Raw genomic sequence first — 17876 nt, 5'->3', positions numbered from 1 at the left:
TACATTTCAATTGCTGTGAGCAGTTTAGCAGCCAATAATTTGCCCTAAATAAGACGAGCCTCAAATGCCGGGAGTCGCCCCATGCAACGCTCTATTGCCACTGTTTCCTTGAGCGGAACCCTGCCGGAAAAACTCGAAGCCATCGCGGCTGCCGGGTTTGATGGCGTTGAAATCTTCGAAAACGATCTGCTGTATTACGACGGCAGCCCGCGAGAAGTCAGGCAAATGTGTGCCGACCTGGGCATTGCCATCACCTTGTTTCAGCCGTTTCGTGACTTTGAAGGTTGCCGCCGTGACCGCCTGGCCCGCAACCTGGAGCGCGCCGAACGTAAGTTCGACCTCATGCAGGAACTGGGCACCGACCTGGTGCTGGTGTGCAGCAATGCCTCGGCCGACTGCGTAGGCGATGAACGGATTTTGCTGGATGACCTGAGCCTTCTGGCCGAGCACGCCGGCCGCCGTGGCCTGCGTATCGGTTATGAAGCGCTGGCCTGGGGCAAGCACGTGAACACCTGGCAGCAGGTATGGAACCTGGTGCGTCAGGTCGATCATCCGAGTCTCGGCGTGCTGCTCGACAGTTTCCACACCTTGTCGCTCAAGGGCGACCCCAGCGGCATCGCCGAGATTCCCGGCGACAAGATCTTCTTTGTGCAAATGGCCGACGCGCCGATCCTGGCCATGGATGTGCTGGAGTGGAGCCGGCATTTTCGCTGCTTCCCCGGCCAGGGTGAATTCGACCTGGCGGGTTTTCTGGCACCGATCATCCAGAGCGGCTACACCGGGCCGCTGTCCCTGGAGATTTTCAACGACGGATTCCGCGCGGCACCGACCCGGGCGAATGCTGCCGATGGCCTGCGCTCGTTGCTGTACCTGGAGGAGAAAACCCGCCAGCGCCTGGCGCGGGAACAACCCGCCGCGCCGGTCGATATCTTGTTCGAAACCCCTGCCGCCAGCGAGTACGACGGTATCGAGTTCCTCGAATTTGCGGTGGATGAAAGCCTCGGCGCCAAGCTGACCCAATGGCTGGAGCGCCTGGGCTTCGTCAAGGCTGGCCAGCACCGCTCCAAGAGCGTCAGCCTGTTGCGCCAGGGCGATATCAACCTGATCCTCAATTGCGAACCCTATTCCTTTGCCCACAACTTCTTCGAGGCCCATGGCCCGTCGTTGTGCGCCACCGCGATTCGGGTCAAGGACAGCGCCAAGGCATTGCAGCGCGCGGTGGCCTACAAGGGGCAACCTTATCGCGGCCTGGTGGGCCCCAATGAGCTGGAACTGGCGGCTGTCCGTGCGCCGGACGGCAGCCTGATCTACCTGGTAGACCCCAGCGAAGGCGGGTTGTACGACACCGATTTCAACCTGCAACCGGTCAGCGCCTCCAGCGGTGGCCTGCTGCGTATCGACCACATGGCCATGGCTTTGCCCGCCGACAGCCTCGACAGCTGGGTGCTGTTCTACAAGAGCCTGCTGGATTTCGAAGCCGATGATGAAGTGGTGTTGCCCGACCCTTACGGCCTGGTGAAAAGCCGCGCGTTGCGCAGCCGCTGCAGCTCGATTCGCCTACCGCTCAATATCTCCGAGAATCGCAACACCGCCATTTCCCACGCACTGTCGAGCTATCGCGGCTCGGGTGTGCATCACATTGCCTTCGACTGCGCGGATATTTTCGCCGAGGTACGCCGCGCCAAGGAGGCGGGCGTGCCGTTGCTGGATATCCCGCTCAACTACTACGACGACCTGGCGGCGCGCTTCGACTTCGACGATGAGTTCCTCAGCGAGTTGGCGTACTACAACGTGCTGTATGACCGCGATGCCCAGGGCGGTGAGCTGTTTCATGTGTACACCGAGCCGTTCGAAGGGCGGTTCTTCTTCGAAATCATCCAGCGTAAGAACGGCTATGCCGGCTACGGTGCGGCCAACGTGGCGGTGCGCCTGGCGGCGATGGCCAAGTCGCGCAGCGGCGCGGTACGCCAGGCTCGGTTGTAACCGGTGGCCAGGTGCTTCCTTCGGGGAGCGCCTCGGCCCATAATCGCGGCCTGCACAATAAAACCGGCCGTGAGCGCACCATGACCCTGACTCCCGATCTCTCCGCTGTGTCAGATGCACCGCGCAAGAGTCGCAAGAACAATCCGGAAAAGACCCGCGAGAACATTCTCCAGGAAGCCGTTGTCGAGTTTGTTCAGCAGGGTCTGTCCGGCGCTCGCGTGGATGCCATCGCCGAGCGCATCCATACCTCCAAGCGCATGATCTATTACTACTTCGGCAGCAAGGAGCAGTTGTACGTCGAGGTGCTGGAGAAGCTCTACGGTGATATCCGCAACACCGAAACCCGCATGAACCTCACCGCCCTGGAACCCCGTGAGGCGATCCGGCGGCTAGTGGAGTTCACCTTTGATCACCATGACCAGAACGTGGATTTCGTGCGCATCGTCAGCATCGAAAATATCCACAATGCCGAGTACGTGAAGCGTTCCGACTCGATCAAGGCGATGAACAGCAACATCCTGGAAGCGCTGGGTGCGACGTTGCGCCGTGGGGCTGAGATGGGGGTGTTCCGGGCCGGGTTGGAGCCGCTGGACGTGCACCTGCTGATCAACTCGTTCAGCTTTTACCGGGTGTCCAACCGCCATACGTTCAGTGAGATTTTTCAGATCGACCTGTCGGATGAGGCGGTTAAGCAGCGGCATCGGGACATGATTTGTGATTCGGTGCTGCGTTACCTGCAGGCCTGAAGTCAGCGCAGAAATCGTTGTGGCTTGCCCTAATGCCGTTCAGTTAAGGCTTTTTTTTTGTAGGAGCGAGCTTGCTCGCGAAGAATTCACAGGCGCCGCGTTGATTCAGGAAGCACGCGTTATCGTTGAAGTTTTTCGCGAGCAAGCTCGCTCCTACAGGGGTTAGTTCAGTCCACTCATTGAGCCATTCATGCTTTGGAAGTGCGCCAGCATCCGCTGCGCATCCGCCACCTCACCACTGAACAGCTCAAACGCTTTCACCGCCTGAAACACCGCCATATTGCCGCCATCCAGGGTGCGGCAGCCCAAGGCGCGGGCATCACGCAGCAGTTCGGTTTCCAGCGGGAAATACACGATTTCAGCCACCCACAGTTCTGCTCTCAGCAAGGCAGCGGGCACCGGCGTGCCGGGCAGCTTGGCCATGCCCATTGGCGTGGTGTTGACCAAGCCGTCGGCCTCGGCCATGGCGTTTTGCAGGTCACTGCCCACCTGGGCGCGACCGCTGCCAAAATGTTGCGCCAGGTTATCCACAAGGTCCCGGGCGCGGGTGGCGTCCACATCGAACACACTCAATTGCTCGACACCCTCGGCCAGCAACGCGTGCGCCACTGCTGCGCCAGCGCCACCGGCGCCCATCTGCACCACGCGCTGACGCGGCACATCGTTGAGGTTACGGCGAAAGCCCTCGGCAAACCCCAGGCAATCCGTGTTGTGGCCAATACGTTTGCCACCCTTGAACACCACGGTATTGACTGCGCCAATGCCCCGCGCTTCGTCAGACAATTCATCAAGCAGCGGCAGGATCGCTTGCTTGCACGGGTAGGTAATGTTCAAACCGGTGAAGTGCATCCGCTCGGCGGCGTCCAGCAGGTCGGGCAGGGCGTCGAGAGTCAGTTGCAGCGGTTCCAGATCGATCAGTCGGTAGAGGTAGCGCAAGCCCTGGGCATCGCCTTCCTGTTCATGCAGGGCTGGCGTGCGGGAAGCCTGGATACCGGCGCCGATCAGGCCAGCGAGGACGCGCGGTTTCATCGAGCCGCCCCCTTGAGCAACTGGCTGAAATGTTCCAGGGCCAGGTGATAGCCATGGCTGCCGAAACCCGCGAGCACCGCCTTGGCGATGGGCGACACAAAGGAATGATGGCGGAAGGCTTCACGGCCATGCACGTTGGAGAGGTGCACTTCGATCACCGGCACTTCACTGGCCACCAGAGCGTCACGAATCGCCACTGAAGTGTGGGTCCAGGCCGCCGGGTTGATCACGATACCGGCGCAACGGGTGCGGGCGCCGTGGATCCAGTCGAGCAATTCACCTTCGTGGTTGGTCTGGCGAAACTCGATTTTCAACCCCAGTTGCTCGGCGCTGCGACCACACAGGGCGGCCACGTCGGCCAGGGTTTCATGGCCGTAGGTCGCGGGCTCGCGGGTGCCGAGCAGGTTGAGGTTGGGGCCGTTGAGCACCAGCACGATGGGCGGCATAAGGGTCTCTCCACAGTTATTGTTGGTTGTGGAGATAAAATGTACTGAATGGTTAATTTGGTCAATTGGCGGCAGAGGATGTGTTCGATTATCGAACAGTTAATCCGACCCTTCACCTGGCTGGATCAGATTAGATATCAATTGAAAATCATTCTCGACAACGCTTAAGATGCTTGCCTGTTTCCTTAACATTCCAGGGAGTCGGTTTGTCGGACGTGGATCTCAAAGGCCTGTTTCTCAAGCATGCCGATACCTTGCGCGGGTATCTGGCGCGCAAGGTACGGGACCCGCAGTTGGCCGCAGATCTGGTGCAGGAGAGCTTCCTGCGCCTGGCGGAAAAGCCGGCCGGCGAGCGCATCGACAACTCCCAGGGCTATCTCTATCGAACGGCGAGCAATCTGCTGATCGACCATATTCGCCAGGAAGCGCGGCGCAAGACAGACTCCGTGCCCCATGAGGCGTTGGCCGAGATTGAAGATGAAGTGGCCGGGTTGGAGGCTCAGGCAATGGCGCAGCAACAGCGACAGGCATTGAAGCAGGCACTGGCGGAGTTGCCGGAGCGCACCCAGCAGATTTTCCGTCTCAACCGCATCGAAGGCATGACCCACGCTCAGGTCGCGAGGCACCTGGACATCTCTGACAGTTCCGTACAAAAGCACCTGGCCAAAGCGTTGGCCTACGTGATGCAACGCTTGCAGGAAGGCGAGAGGGCGCCATCCGACGAATGAGTTACCGAAATGCGCCACGTCAGACGTCACAGCGTTACATAACGAAAAATTCGAGATTCACACGTGAATAGCCAGGGTCCGCAACAGCACAGCATTACCGAGGCGGCCGCCGAGTGGGCGGTGCGCCTGCACGCCGGTGCCCTGACCGATCAGGAGCAGGCCGAACTGCAGCATTGGATTGCCTGCGACAGCCGTCATGAAGCGGCATTGCGCTTTGCCGAACAGACGTGGGCGGCACTGGGCGACGTGTACAAGGAACCGCCGGTGAACCGCCAGCGCTCATCAGCGACGACGATGCCCGTGCGCCGGGCCAAACGGCGCAGGTCTTGGCAACGTGCGGCGGCCGTCGCGCTGGTCGTGGTGGTGGCCGGTGTCGGCTGGGTGCGCGGGCCAGAGGTGTTGCTGCGCATGCAAGCGGATTACCTCACCGAGAAAGGCGAGGTGCGCACCGTGCAACTGGCCGATGGCAGCAAGGTCGAGCTGGACTCCGGCAGTGCCATTCGCCTGGATTACGACGGTGTGCAACGCCGTATCCGCCTGCTCCAGGGCTCGGCGATCTTCGACGTGGCGCCGATGGTGGGCGAGGAAACCCGGCCTTTTGTGGTGCAGAGCGCCGGGGGGCAAACCCGGGCGCTGGGCACGCGGTTTGTGGTGGCACGCGAGAGCGACAGCCAGGCGTGGGTCGGCGTGCTGGAGCACAGTGTCGAGGTTTCCCTGCAAGCCATCCCGATAAAAGGCCCGGCCGACAGGGTGGTCAAGGAAGGCCTGGCCGCACGCTACAACCTCCAGGAAGGCATCGTGGCCATGGACCCCTTCGATGTGGAACGCGCCACCAGCTGGCGACGCGGCGTACTGATCTTCGATCACCAGCCCCTGGCCAAAGTCATCGAGCAACTCAACCTCTACCGCCCCGGGCGTGTGGTGTTGACAGACTCGGCACTGGGCGATCGCGAAGTCAGCGGCGTGTTCCGCCTCGACATGCTCGACACCGCCCTCGGCACCCTCACCCAGGAACTTCAAGTGCAACGCTTTGACCTGGCAGGCCTCAGCCTGATCTATTGATTGCCCTGTAGGAGCCGGTTTGCCGAGCGATGTGCGGTGGTCTTTCTGACGTCATCGCCCGCAAGCCGGCTCCTACACATACCTCGCCTTGAAACCCGCCCTTTAGAAACTTTTGAAAAAGTCTTACTGACTTCCTGCGCGTCGCACGTCTTGCTAGGTGAGAAGCATTCGCATAAACAAAAACGCTCAGCGCAGGGAACAACAGAAATGTCAGCACTCAACAAGGGGCGTATCACCGCAAGCCGGTTAGCCCTGGCCATCCACGTGGGCCTGTTCGCCGCAGTGGCTCCAGTATTCGCCGCTCAGTCTCAGGCGAGTGCTGCGCAACCGGCGGTGCTGATGCTGGATATCCCTGCACAATCCCTGGGCAGTGCGGTGCTGGCGTTCGCCGACCAGGCCGGTCTGCAAGTGCTATTCGACAGCCAGCGCCTGGCGGGTTTGCAAAGCACTACGGTGAAGGGGCAGTACGGCGTGCAGGAAGGCCTGGCGTATTTGCTGGGGAATGCGCCCGTGGAGTATCGCTTCAATGGCGAGCGCCAAGTCACCCTGACCCGCGTAGAGCAGAGCGGCGCCGCTTTGGCGCTGGCGACCACCACAATCACCGGCCTGCACCCCAACGACTGGGTGTATTCATCGCCACGTTCGGTGAGTGTGGTGGGGCGTGAGCAATTGGATCGCAACCCGCCACGGCATGCCGCTGAGATGCTCGAGGAGGCGCCGGGCGTCTACTCGGCGGTCAGCCAGCAAGACCCTGGGCTGTCGGTGAATATTCGCGGTATCCAGGACTACGGCCGGGTCAATATGTCGGTGGACGGCATGCGCCAGAACTACCAGCAAAGTGGTCACCAGCAACGCAATGGCACGCTGTATGTCGACCCGGAATTGCTGTCGGAGGTGGTGATCGAGAAGGGCGCCACTTCCACGATGGGCGGCGCCGGGGTGATCGGCGGGGTGGCCAATTTTCGCACCGTGGAAGCGGCCGACCTGCTCAAGGGCGGTAAGGAAATCGGCGGGCGCATCCGCTTGACCACGGGGCTGGGCGGGCGCAGCAACGGCACGCATTTTATTGGCAGTTCGGCGTTTGCCGTGGGGACGGACGTGTGGGACATGCTGGTGGCCGCCAGTGAGCGTCATCTCGGTGATTACAAACCCGGGACTAAAGGCAGCATCGGTGAACTGCGCACCGGCAGTTCCTTCCTGCCGGCCAGCGAGGATCGGATCAAGAACTCCACCGTCGAGTACACCGGCTCGGTGATGCGCTCGCGCCTGCTCAAGCTCGGTATCAACCTGCCGGTGGATCAGCGTCTGCAACTGAGCTACCTGACCACCGAAGTCGACTACGACGACGTCAACATGATGACCGCCGAAAAAGCCCAGCTATGGGAAAAACTCGGCAGCAGCAACGTCACGGCGCAGAACTTCGCACTGGACTACAGCTACACGCCGGACAACCCGCTGATCGATTTCAAGGCCAAGCTTTACTACGTCGATACCCGCAATGACCAAACCACGCTGACCCGTGGCAGCAGCAAGGGCTACGACGTTACCTATCAGACCAACACCTATGGTTTCCAGGCGCAGAACATCTCGACCTTTGCCTTGAGCGAGCTGTCCGTGATCAAGGCCAACTATGGGCTGGAGTTTTTCTACGACAAGGTGCGGCCGGACTCCAACCAGATGGTGGCCGCCGATTCGGCGGTGACGGCCTCGGCGGCGGAAAGCATCACGCCCAGGGGGGATCGGGCGATGGGCAGCCTGTTCGCGCGCCTGGATTACGACTACGACAACTGGCTGAACCTCAATGCCGGGTTGCGCTACGACCGCTATCGGCTACGCGGCGAAACGGGCTTGAACACGCGCACCTTCATCATCGGCACTACGCGGCAAATCGGCTTGCCCATGACCTATGACGTGGATCGGGAAGAAGGGCATTTCTCGCCCACCTTCGGTCTGTCGGTCAAGCCAGGCGTGGATTGGCTGCAACTGTTCGCCACGTACGGCAAGGGCTGGCGACCGCCGGCAGTCACCGAAAGCCTGGTCAGCGGCCGGCCCCATGGAGGCGGTTCGGAGTCGATTCTTCCTAACCCCTACTTGAAACCCGAGACGTCCACGGCGTGGGAAGTTGGCTTCAATGTGCTCAAGGAAGACCTGCTGTTCGCCGAAGACCGGGCGGGCATGAAGGTGTCCTACTTCAATACCCGCGTCGATGATTTTTCCTACATGGCCCTGGGCGTGCAGCCACCCGGTTATGGCATTGCCAATATCGGCAATGCGGCTTACGTCAACAACCTGGAGACCACGCGTTTTCGCGGCCTCGAATACCAGTTGGATTACGACGCGGGTTTCGCCTACGGCCAGGTCAACTACACGCGCATGCTCGGCAGCAACAAGTTCTGCAGCAAGACTGCGTGGTTGGGGGGCGTTACCAAGACCCAGAAGCGGCCGGGCAACCGCACGCCGGTGGACGCGATGGTGCCGGACGACGCGGCCAATGCCGCCGTGGGCTGCAATGCCATCCTCGGCTCCTCCGAGCACATGCCGATGGATCGCGGCACCGCGACCCTGGGGGCGCGTTTCTTCGAGCGCAAGTTGGATGTGGGGGTTCGCGCCCGTTATAGCGCTGGTTATTACGTGAAAGGCGGCGTCGGCGTGACCACTTCACAGACCGGCGTCTACCCCGCCGACTGGAAGCCTTACACCGTCTATGACCTGTACAGCAGCTACCGCGCTACCGACCAATTGACCTTGCGCCTGGCCATGGAGAACGTCACCGACCGCGCCTACCTGGTGCCCCTGGGCGATGTGCTGGCCTTCACCCTGGGCCGTGGGCGCACCTTGCAGGGCACCGTTGAATATCAGTTCTGACCGATTTTGCCCAGTGACGGGCAAAACCACAGCGGGCACCGGCTTGCTGCGGAGTTACCACCCCATGACTTGGAGTTTTGCATGAGCATTTCTATTTCATACAGCACGAGCTACGCCACGAACACCGTTGCCCAGTACTTGAGCGACTGGTCGGCTTACTTTGGTGACCTGAACCACCGTGAAGGGTCGGTCAAAGAGGGTGTGAACACCGGTGGTTTCAATCCTGGGCCGTTCGACGGCACTCAATATGGCGTATCAAGCACCGTCAGCGATGCAGCGGTAGTGGCCGAGGGCAGCTTGCATTACACCTTGTTCAATCCGCCTTCGCATACGCTCTGGGGTTCGCTCGACGCACTGACCTTTGGCGATACCCTCGCCGGTGGCGCAGCCAGCGGTGGCTACACCATTGCCAGCCAGGAAGTCAGCTTCACCAACCTGGGCCTGTCGAGCCTGCAGTCCGAAGGCCGCGACGGCCAGGTGCACAAAATCGTCTACGGCTTGATGAGTGGCGACAGCTCGGCGCTGGCTTCGGCGATCGACTCCTTGCTCAAGGACATTGACCCAAGCCTGTCGATCAACTCGACGTTCGACCAACTGGCCGCTGCCGGTGTGGCGCATGTGGACTCGGCTTCGGTCGCAGCCTCCGATGTGGCGCTGGTTGGCGTGCAAGACGTGCCCCAGGACTTCGCCCTGGCCGCCTAAGCAAAAAAGCGAATGGAAGATCGCTCTCCCATTCGCCGCGTGACACACCGCCGTCGCCCAAGCCTTCTACTTCTTCAGCGACGGCGGTGCCGAATTCTGCGCAGCGTCGTACAGCCTGTCAACGCAACGACGCTGCCCGCTCAACCCTTTGAGAATCCCCAGATGCGCCACGCCGGCAACGAAACCCTGGCCGCCCTCACGGCTTATAAAAGTGGCTTCTTCAACATCGGCCTGTTCTCGGCGGTGATCAACCTGCTGATGCTGGCCCCGGCGCTATACATGCTGCAGGTGTACGACCGGGTGCTGGCCTCGGGCAACCAGATGACCCTGCTCATGCTGACGCTGATGATCCTCGGCCTGTTCGGCCTGATGGGTGCATTGGAGTGGGTGCGCAGCCAGGTGGTGATCCGCCTCGGCACTCAGATGGACATGCGCCTGAACCAGCGGGTGTACGACGCTGCGTTCGAAGCGCAACTCAAGGGCGGCATCCAGGCGGCCGGCCAGGCACTGCATGACCTGACCACCCTGCGCCAGTTCGCCACCGGGCAGGCGTTGTTCGCGTTCTTCGACGCGCCATGGTTTCCGGTGTACCTGTTGGTGATCTTCCTGTTCCACCCTTGGCTCGGGCTGCTGGCCCTGATTGGCGCAGTGCTGCTGATCGTGCTGGCGTGGGTCAACCATCACGTCAGCCAGGTCCCGATGTCCCTGGCCAGCCAACGGTCCATCAGCGCCAGCCAGCAGGCCACGGCCAACCTGCGCAATGCCGACGCCATCGAAGCCATGGGCATGCTCGCCACCTTGCGTGCGCGTTGGTTCGGCCAGCACCAGGCCTTTCTGGCACAGCAGAACCTGGCGAGTGAAAAGACTGCGACCGTCACCGCCTGGTCCAAGGGTGTGCGCCTGGCGTTGCAGTCGCTGGTGCTGGGCCTGGGTGCGTTACTCGCGGTGCAGGGCGATATCACGCCGGGGATGATGATTGCCGGCTCGATCCTCATGGGCCGCGTGCTCAGCCCGATCGACCAGTTGATCGGTGTGTGGAAACAGTGGGGCTCGGCGCGCCTGGCGTTTGATCGCTTGTCACAGATGCTGGAGGCCAACCCGGCGCGGCCCGAAAGGATGAGCCTGCCGGTGCCCAAAGGCCAACTGAGCGTCGAGCAAATCAGTGCCTGTGCTCCCGGCAGCCGTCGGCCGGCGCTGGCCAACCTTGGGTTTACTCTGGCCGCGGGTGAGGTGCTGGGGGTGATCGGGCCGTCGGGCTGCGGCAAATCCACCCTGGCTCGAATACTGGTAGGTGCCTGGGCGCCCTTGGCCGGCAAGGTGCGGCTGGACGGTGCCGACCTGGCCCTGTGGGACAAACAGCAATTGGGCCCACACATCGGCTACCTGCCGCAAGACATTCAACTGTTCGCCGGCAGCATCGCGGATAACATCGCACGGTTTGTCGAGGTCGACGCGGACAAAGTCCTCGCCGCCGCACAAATGGCCGGCGTCCATGAGTTGATCCTGCAACTGCCCCAGGGCTACGACACGCAGTTGGGGGAGGGCGGCGCCGGGTTGTCCGGCGGCCAGAAACAGCGTGTCGCCCTGGCGCGTGCGCTGTACGGCGTGCCCGCGCTGATCGTGCTGGATGAGCCCAACGCCAACCTCGATGAAGTGGGCGAGCAGGCTCTGCTCCAGGCCATCACCCAGCTCAAGCAACAGCGCCGCACGGTGATCCTGATCACCCACAAGCCCAATCTGCTGACCCTGACTGACCAACTGCTGATCCTCAGGGAAGGCCAGTTGCAGGCCTTCGGCCCAACCGCGCGCGTGTTGGAAGCCCGGCAGAAACCGGCTGCGGCCAAGCCGGTATCGACCATGAGCATGAGTTACCGCCTCGGTGAAGGAAAACAGGCATGAGCCAGAGCAAACCCGTGCTGATCAGTGATGCGCCGAACAATGTGCTGGCGCTGGATGACAAAAAGTATTCGCGCCTGGGCTGGCTGTTGGTGCTCGGTGGCTTTGCCGGGTTCCTCGGCTGGGCAGCGTTGGCGCCACTGGACAAGGGCGTGGCGGTGCCGGGCAAGGTCATGGTCTCGGGCCATCGCAAGACCGTGCAGCACCCGGCCGGGGGCATCGTCGAGCGTATCGAGGTGCGCGACGGTGATGTGGTCAACGCCGGCCAGGTGCTGCTGCGCTTGAAGGAAACCCCGTTGCGCGGGCAGATGCAGTCCCTGCGCAGCCAGTACCTGGCGTCCCTGGCCAGCGAGGCGCGCTTGAGCGCCGAAAGCGAAGGTTTAGCGGTGATCAACTTCGGTCCTGAACTGCTCAACGATCCTGAGGCGGCGGGCACCCTGGACCTGCAACGGCAATTGTTCAAGAGTCGCGCCCAGGCACTGGCCACGGAGCAACAAGGCCTGCGCGAAACCATCGCCGGGGCCGAGGCGCAGTTGCGTGGCACACGGGATTCGCAAGCGAGCAAAGTCCAGCAGCGCGCGGCGTTGAATGAGCAACTGCAAGGCCTGCGCGAGTTGGCTCGTGACGGTTACATCCCGCGCAATCGCCTGCTCGACAGCGAGCGCCTGTATTCACAGATCGACGGCGCCATCGCCGAGGACTACGGCCGTATCGGCCAATTGCAGCGCCAGGTTCTCGAACTGCGCCTGCGCATCCGCCAGCTTGGCGAAGATTTCCAGACAGACCTGCGCGGCCAGTTGGCAGAGACCCGCACCCGCAGCGACGACCTGCGCAATCGGCTGGCCTCGGCCGAGTTCGAACTGGCCAATAGCCTGGTGCGAGCGCCGGTGTCGGGCGTGGTGGTGGGGCTGGACGTGTACACCGAAGGCGGCGTCATCAAGCCCGGCCAGGCGTTGATGGATATCGTGCCTCAGGGCGAGCCCTTGCTGGTTGAAGCGCGGGTCCCGGTGCAGATGGTCGACAAAGTGCACCCGGGCTTGCCGGTGGAATTGATGTTCTCGGCGTTCAACCAATCCACCACGCCACGGGTCGCCGGCGAGGTGACGCTGGTCTCGGCGGACCGCCAGGTCGATGAGCGCACCGACGAGCCGTATTACACGCTGCGTGCCCAGGTCAGTGCGGCGGGCGTGCAGCAACTGGACGGCGTGCAGATCCGCCCAGGCATGCCGGTGGAAACCTTCGTCAAGACCGGTGAGCGCTCAATGCTCAACTACCTGTTCAAACCCCTGATGGATCGCACCCACATGGCCCTGGTGGAAGAATGAAGGCGCTGTTGTTTACCCTGTGTTTCGCGTGTTCCTCGGCGGCCCAGGCCTTGGGTTTGCTGGATGCCTACGACTTGGCCCTGCGCAATGATCCGACCTTTCAGGCAGCCATTCAGGCGCGTGAAGGCGGTGAAGAAAACCGCCTGATCGGCCGAGCGGCGTTGTTGCCGAACTTGTCGTGGAGTTACAACAACTCGCGCAATGAGTCCGAAGTGACGGCGGGTGATGTCACCAGCAACCGTGACTACCGCAGTTATGCGTCGACCCTGACCTTGCAACAACCGCTGCTGGATTATGAAGCCTACGCGCGCTTTCGCCAGGGCACTGCCCAGGCCTTGATGGCCGATGAACGCTTTCGCGGCAAGAGCCAGGAACTGGCGGTGCGGGTTCTCAACGCCTACAGCCAGGCCTTGTTGGCCCAAGAGCGCATCGAGCTGAGCCGTGCGCAGAAACGTGCGTACGCCGAGCGCCTGCAACTCAATGATCGCCTGCTCAAAGGTGGCGAAGGCACGCGCACCGATGTGCTGGAAACCCAGGCACGCCTGAGCCTGGCCCAGGCCGAAGAAATCGAATCCCTGGATGCCCAGGACAGCGCCCTGCGTGAGTTGGAAGCCATCGTCGGCCAACCGCTGCAGATCGAAGAACTGGCGCCGTTGACGCGCCAATTCGAGATCCCGCCGCTGGAACCCAACCGTTTCGAAACCTGGCGCGAACTGGCCATGGCCAACAACCCGGAGCTCCAGTCCCAGCACCATGCCTTGGACGTGGCGTCCTATGAAGTGGAGCGCAAGCGCGCCGGGCACATGCCCAAGGTCAGCCTGTACGCCACCAGCCGCCAGACCAACTCCGACTCGGAAAGCAGCTACAACCAGAAGTACGACACCAACACGGTCGGCATCCAGGTCAGCCTGCCGCTGTTCGCTGGCGGCGGAGTATCGGCCTCTACGCGCCAGGCGGCCAATCAACTGTCCCAGGCCCAATACGAACTGGATGCGCAAACCTCGGCCACGCTGGTGGAGTTGCGTAAGCAGTTCAACCTCAATACCAGCGGCGCGGCCAAAGTGCGTGCTTATGAAATGGCGGTCAGCTCTGCCACTGCGCTGGTTACTGCGACGAAAAAAAGTGTTGCCGGCGGTGAGCGGGTCAACCTCGACGTGCTCGACGCCGAGCAACAACTGTTCACCGCTCGCCGCGACCTGGCGAATGCGCGGCATGCGTATCTGCTGGCGAGGATTCAGTTGAAGTATTACGCGGGGGTGCTGAGCGAGCAGGATTTGCGCGCGTTGGCGCGGTATTTCCAGCCGTCGGCATGAGTAGGGTCTTTGCCAATACACAGGCCCCCGTAGGGGGCGGCTTAGCGGCGAGGGTGGTGGTTCAGTTAACACATGTGCTGACTGATGCACCGTCATCGCTGCATGGGTATCTACACAACTTTGGCATGGCCCTGAACCTGTGGCGAGGGAGCTTGCTCCCGTGACGGCTCGGGAGCCGACGACTATCTAACTGATGCATCGCGACCTAAATGTGGGAGCGGGCGGTGCGACGATTCGACTTGCCCCCGATGGCGGCCTCTGGGCCGACTATTTTTTTGGTTTGGACCGGGTACATATCCGTTGCTGCGGTAACGGCCACTTAGGGTTCCGCCCTTACGGCGGCTCACTTTGGAAAAGCCCCAAAGTAAGCAAAGGGCTCTTGCCCCACCACTCGGCACCTCGCCCAGGCTCGGTGTGCCCGCAATCCGACAGTGATTTGGGGGGCCGCCGCCACGCGCCATCCATGGCGCGGGGCGGCTAAACCGGCATCCCTGCCGGTTTACCCCCCAAATCACTGTCGAATTGCGGCCAGCGTGGTTTAACGGGGCGCCTGAGATCAAGATCTAAAGCAAGATCAAGAGCGGCTCGCTTCGCATCTTGGTTAGCGTTGGTTGCTACACAGTTGTGTAGATACCCATGGTCATCGCTGGCAAGCCAGCTCCTACAGGGAATCTGTGGTGTCTGGCAGATTTATCGCCGGGTCAGCAACACCCCGGACTCCATATGATGGGTCCATGGAAACTGATCAAACATTGCGCACTGTGTAATGCGGTGCGTGTCATGCAGTTGCGCAATGTTCGCCGCCAGCGTCTCCGGGTTGCAGGAGATGTACAGGATGTTCTCGAAGCGCCGGGTCAGTTCGCAGGTGTCCGGGTCCATGCCGGCGCGGGGCGGGTCGACGAAGACGCTGCCGAATTCGTAGCTTTTCAGGTCGATGCCCTGCAAGCGACGGAACGGGCGCACTTCGTTCAGCGCTTCGGTGAGTTCTTCGGCGGAGAGGCGCACCAGGGTGACGTTATCCACCGCGTTTTCATCGAGGTTGCTCAACGCGGCATTCACCGAGGTCTTGCTGATCTCGGTAGCCAGCACTTTACGCACGCGGGTAGCCAGCGGCAGGGTGAAGTTGCCGTTGCCGCAATACAGCTCCAGCAAATCATCGGCGCGATCGCCCAGGGCTTCGTACGCCCAATTGAGCATCTTCTGGTTCACCGTGCCGTTGGGCTGGGTGAACGCACCTTCGGGTTGGCGGTAGCTGAACGTGCGGCCGCCGACGTCGAGTTTTTCCACCACGTAGTCATGGCCGATCACATCGCGCTTGCCCTTGGAGCGGCCGATGATGCTCACGTTCAGATCCGCAGCCAGTTGGTTCGCGGCCGTGTGCCAATGCTCGTCCAGCGGGCGGTGATAGCACAGGGTGATCATCGCGTCGCCCGCCAGGGTGGTGAGGAATTCCACCTGGAACAGCTTGTGGCTCAGGGCGGCGCTGGCTTGCCAGGCGGCCTTGAGCTGGGGCATCAGCTGGTTGATGCGCTGGCTGGCGATGGGAAATTCTTCGATCAGGATCGGCGTGCGTTTGTCATCCTGGGAGAACATCGCATAGTGGCGCTCGCCACCCTCGCGCCACAGGCGAAACTCCGCGCGCAGGCGAAAGTGCTGCAGCGGCGAGTCGAAGACCTGCGGCTCGGGGGCGTCGAACGGTGCCAGCAGGTCACGCAAGCGCGTGACCTTGTCTTGCAGTTGAACGGTGTAGCGTGCGGCATCAAAAGTCATGCGTTGAACCAGCCCAGCTTGATCACAAACAGAATCGACAGAATCACCAGTGCCGGGTTCAGCTCACGGTAGCGGCCCGAAAGCAGCTTGATGGCGGTCCAGGCGATGAAACCGAAGGCAATGCCGTTGGCGATGGAGTAAGTGAAGGGCATCGCCAGGGCGGTAATCACCACTGGCGCTGCAACAGTAATGTCTTCCCAGTCGATTTCCGCCAGGCCCGATGTCATCAGCACCGCGACGAACAGCAGCGCCGGTGCGGTGGCGAAGGCCGGAACGCTGGCGGCCAGTGGCGAGAAGAACAGCGCCAGCAGGAACAGGATTGCCACCACGATGGCGGTCAAGCCGGTACGGCCACCGGCACTCACGCCGGCGGCGGATTCGATGTAGCTGGTGGTGGTCGAGGTGCCGAGCAGCGAACCGGCCATCGCCGCGGTGCTGTCGGCGATCAGCGCACGGCCCATTTTCGGCATGTGGCCGTCCTTGCCCATCAGGCCGGCGCGCTTGGCCACGCCGATCAGGGTGCCGGAGTTGTCGAACAGGTCGACGAACAGGAAGGCGAAGATCACGCTGACCAGGCCGATATCCAGCGCGCCCTTGATATCCAACTGCAGGAAGGTCGGGGCCAGGGACGGTGGCATCGACGTTACGCCGCCAAAGGGCGTGACGCCCAGCAGGATGGAAACGACGGTCACCGCGAGGATGCCGATCAGCACCGCGCCGCGCACGGCCAGGGCTTCAAGGGCCACGATCAGCACGAAACCGAGGGTGGCGAGAATCGGTGCCGGTTGTTTCAAGTCGCCCAGGCCCACCATGGTGGCCGGGTTGCTGACCACGATCCCGGCGTTGTGCAGGGCGATCAAGGCCAGGAACAGGCCGATACCGGCGGCAATCGCCGAGCGCAGGGGCAGAGGGATGCTGTTGATGATCCATTCACGGATGCGGAAGATCGACAGCAGGAAGAACAACACCGCCGAAATAAACACCGCACCCAGCGCCACTTGCCAGGTATGGCCCATGTGCAGGACCACGGTGTAGGTGAAGAAGGCGTTGAGGCCCATGCCCGGCGCCAGGGCGATCGGGTAGTTGGCGATCAGGCCCATGACGGTCGAACCGATGGCGGCGGCCAGGCAGGTCGCAACGAAGACGGCGCCCTTGTCCATGCCGGTCTCGCCGAGGATGCTCGGGTTCACGAACAAGATGTAGGCCATGGCCAGGAATGTCGTGATGCCCGCGAGAATCTCGGTGCGCACGTTGGTGTTGTGTGCCTTGAGTTGAAACAGCTTTTCCAGCATGCCTGCTCCCTGTGACGCTATGTTGCGTCGTTATTTGTTGACCTCTAAGTCAAAGCACAAACTGCGCCAAGCGCCTGTGGTTCCAGAGAGGATCGGAAAAAGCGGCGCATCATACCAGCAGCCGAGGCTGTGTGGCGCATGGCCTTGAGGCATACTGCGGCGACGTTCAATAGCGGGTCATCGACAGCATGAAAAAAGCCAACGCGTGGAGTCTAGCCCTGATCACTTGTCTCGGCCTGTGGTTGGGCGCGGCACCGGTGTGGGGCGCGACTGCACCGCCCTTGAGCGAGGTGCGCGTGTTCAAGGTTGAGTCGGCGGGTTGCAGCGAAACCATCCCGGAACGCGCGCAAAGTACGCAGATGTGCACGCATCGCGGGCCTACCAAGGTGTCGGTGATGGAAGTCGGCCTGGGCCACAACCCCATGGGCCGCTTCAATGGTGCCGAGCTGAACGGGCAACGTACGCCCGTGTGCCAGGTCGGCAACATCAGCCAAGCCTGCAACGGGGCAGGCACCCTGATGGGCTACATCTATGTATTTGACCTGAATGTCGAAGCCCAAGGCTGGTTCGAATACAGCAACTCCTCGATCAACGGTCCGCAGAACACCTTGAAGACACAGCTCAATATCCGCTGATCAATCAGCTTGAACGCTCAAAACCCCGGGAAGTCGTACCCCTGAGACGGCGACTTTCCTGAACGCCGCGGATGTCCACCAACC

At 61.8% G+C, this 17876-nt stretch carries 14 protein-coding genes; 10 read left to right on the top strand and 4 right to left on the bottom strand.

Annotation, left to right across the window (positions count from 1 at the left end):
• Positions 1-81: 81 nt before the first annotated feature.
• Positions 82-1983, top strand: a complete 1902-nt coding sequence (gene quiC, locus QU606_RS31130) for a 3-dehydroshikimate dehydratase QuiC (protein WP_069077060.1) — start codon at positions 82-84, stop codon at positions 1981-1983.
• A gap of 80 nt (positions 1984-2063) precedes the next feature.
• Positions 2064-2729: a TetR/AcrR family transcriptional regulator gene (locus tag QU606_RS31125; protein WP_041161028.1), complete on the top strand. Its 666-nt coding sequence runs from the start codon at positions 2064-2066 to the stop codon at positions 2727-2729.
• 162 nt (positions 2730-2891) lie between these two features.
• Here the strand turns inward: QU606_RS31125 and QU606_RS31120 are convergent, their stop codons facing one another.
• The gene (locus tag QU606_RS31120) at positions 2892-3758 is read right to left on the bottom strand and encodes a shikimate dehydrogenase (RefSeq protein ID WP_069077061.1); all 867 of its coding nucleotides are present in this window, start codon (positions 3756-3758) and stop codon (positions 2892-2894) included.
• Positions 3755-4204, bottom strand: coding sequence for a type II 3-dehydroquinate dehydratase (gene aroQ / locus QU606_RS31115; protein ID WP_024077525.1), 450 nt, complete (start codon positions 4202-4204; stop codon positions 3755-3757). Before aroQ ends, QU606_RS31120 begins: the two co-directional genes overlap by 4 nt.
• 206 nt (positions 4205-4410) lie before the next feature.
• Between aroQ and QU606_RS31110 the strand changes: the two genes are divergently transcribed.
• The 7 genes from QU606_RS31110 (at position 4411) to QU606_RS31080 (ending at position 14095) form a co-directional block, all read left to right on the top strand.
• Positions 4411-4932: an RNA polymerase sigma factor gene (locus tag QU606_RS31110; protein WP_024077524.1), complete on the top strand. Its 522-nt coding sequence runs from the start codon at positions 4411-4413 to the stop codon at positions 4930-4932.
• Positions 4933-4995: 63 nt separating this feature from the next.
• Positions 4996-5994, top strand: coding sequence for a FecR family protein (locus QU606_RS31105; protein WP_102624483.1), 999 nt, complete (start codon positions 4996-4998; stop codon positions 5992-5994).
• A gap of 207 nt (positions 5995-6201) precedes the next feature.
• Positions 6202-8859 carry a TonB-dependent receptor gene (locus QU606_RS31100; protein WP_069077062.1) on the top strand — a complete coding sequence of 886 codons (2658 nt, stop codon included), beginning with the start codon at positions 6202-6204 and terminating at the stop codon, positions 8857-8859.
• Positions 8860-8940: 81 nt separating this feature from the next.
• On the top strand, positions 8941-9561 hold the full coding sequence (locus tag QU606_RS31095) for a heme acquisition protein HasA (protein ID WP_024077521.1): 621 nt from the start codon (positions 8941-8943) through the stop codon (positions 9559-9561).
• 162 nt (positions 9562-9723) lie between these two features.
• A complete protein-coding gene (locus QU606_RS31090) occupies positions 9724-11460 on the top strand; it encodes a type I secretion system permease/ATPase (RefSeq protein WP_304997972.1) in 1737 nt (578 codons plus the stop codon).
• Entirely contained in the window at positions 11457-12782 is a 1326-nt protein-coding gene (locus QU606_RS31085; protein WP_069077064.1) for an HlyD family type I secretion periplasmic adaptor subunit, read from the top strand. Before QU606_RS31090 ends, QU606_RS31085 begins: the two co-directional genes overlap by 4 nt.
• Positions 12779-14095, top strand: a complete 1317-nt coding sequence (locus tag QU606_RS31080) for a TolC family outer membrane protein (RefSeq protein WP_069077065.1) — start codon at positions 12779-12781, stop codon at positions 14093-14095. Before QU606_RS31085 ends, QU606_RS31080 begins: the two co-directional genes overlap by 4 nt.
• A gap of 690 nt (positions 14096-14785) precedes the next feature.
• Here QU606_RS31080 and trmA read toward each other — a convergent pair.
• A complete protein-coding gene (trmA, locus tag QU606_RS31075) occupies positions 14786-15865 on the bottom strand; it encodes a tRNA (uridine(54)-C5)-methyltransferase TrmA (protein ID WP_024077517.1) in 1080 nt (359 codons plus the stop codon).
• Positions 15862-17157 (bottom strand): NCS2 family permease, encoded by a 1296-nt coding sequence (locus tag QU606_RS31070; RefSeq protein ID WP_024077516.1) that lies wholly within the window; start codon positions 17155-17157, stop codon positions 15862-15864. The genes trmA and QU606_RS31070 overlap by 4 nt, the downstream gene beginning before the upstream one ends.
• Before the next feature lie 188 nt (positions 17158-17345).
• Here QU606_RS31070 and QU606_RS31065 point away from each other — a divergent pair, with 188 nt between their 5' ends.
• Entirely contained in the window at positions 17346-17792 is a 447-nt protein-coding gene (locus tag QU606_RS31065; protein ID WP_069077066.1) for a DUF4879 domain-containing protein, read from the top strand.
• Positions 17793-17876 lie beyond the last annotated feature (84 nt).

Origin of the sequence: Pseudomonas sp. OVF7 (assembly GCF_030644265.1) — a bacterium.
Taxonomy (GTDB): domain Bacteria; phylum Pseudomonadota; class Gammaproteobacteria; order Pseudomonadales; family Pseudomonadaceae; genus Aquipseudomonas; species Aquipseudomonas gorinensis.
This window is presented reverse-complemented; position numbering and strand designations above follow the sequence as displayed.

What these genes read in the sequence shown, in the direction of transcription:
- QU606_RS31090 (WP_304997972.1), top strand. Translation starts at nt 9,724, where the DNA reads ATGCGCCACGCCGGCAACGAAACCCTGGCCGCCCTCACGGCTTATAAA.
- QU606_RS31085 (WP_069077064.1), top strand. Translation starts at nt 11,457, where the DNA reads ATGAGCCAGAGCAAACCCGTGCTGATCAGTGATGCGCCGAACAATGTG.
- QU606_RS31070 (WP_024077516.1), bottom strand. Translation starts at nt 17,157, where the DNA reads ATGCTGGAAAAGCTGTTTCAACTCAAGGCACACAACACCAACGTGCGC.
- QU606_RS31125 (WP_041161028.1), top strand. Translation starts at nt 2,064, where the DNA reads ATGACCCTGACTCCCGATCTCTCCGCTGTGTCAGATGCACCGCGCAAG.
- quiC (WP_069077060.1), top strand. Translation starts at nt 82, where the DNA reads ATGCAACGCTCTATTGCCACTGTTTCCTTGAGCGGAACCCTGCCGGAA.
- aroQ (WP_024077525.1), bottom strand. Translation starts at nt 4,204, where the DNA reads ATGCCGCCCATCGTGCTGGTGCTCAACGGCCCCAACCTCAACCTGCTC.
- QU606_RS31120 (WP_069077061.1), bottom strand. Translation starts at nt 3,758, where the DNA reads ATGAAACCGCGCGTCCTCGCTGGCCTGATCGGCGCCGGTATCCAGGCT.
- trmA (WP_024077517.1), bottom strand. Translation starts at nt 15,865, where the DNA reads ATGACTTTTGATGCCGCACGCTACACCGTTCAACTGCAAGACAAGGTC.
- QU606_RS31080 (WP_069077065.1), top strand. Translation starts at nt 12,779, where the DNA reads ATGAAGGCGCTGTTGTTTACCCTGTGTTTCGCGTGTTCCTCGGCGGCC.
- QU606_RS31100 (WP_069077062.1), top strand. Translation starts at nt 6,202, where the DNA reads ATGTCAGCACTCAACAAGGGGCGTATCACCGCAAGCCGGTTAGCCCTG.
- QU606_RS31065 (WP_069077066.1), top strand. Translation starts at nt 17,346, where the DNA reads ATGAAAAAAGCCAACGCGTGGAGTCTAGCCCTGATCACTTGTCTCGGC.
- QU606_RS31095 (WP_024077521.1), top strand. Translation starts at nt 8,941, where the DNA reads ATGAGCATTTCTATTTCATACAGCACGAGCTACGCCACGAACACCGTT.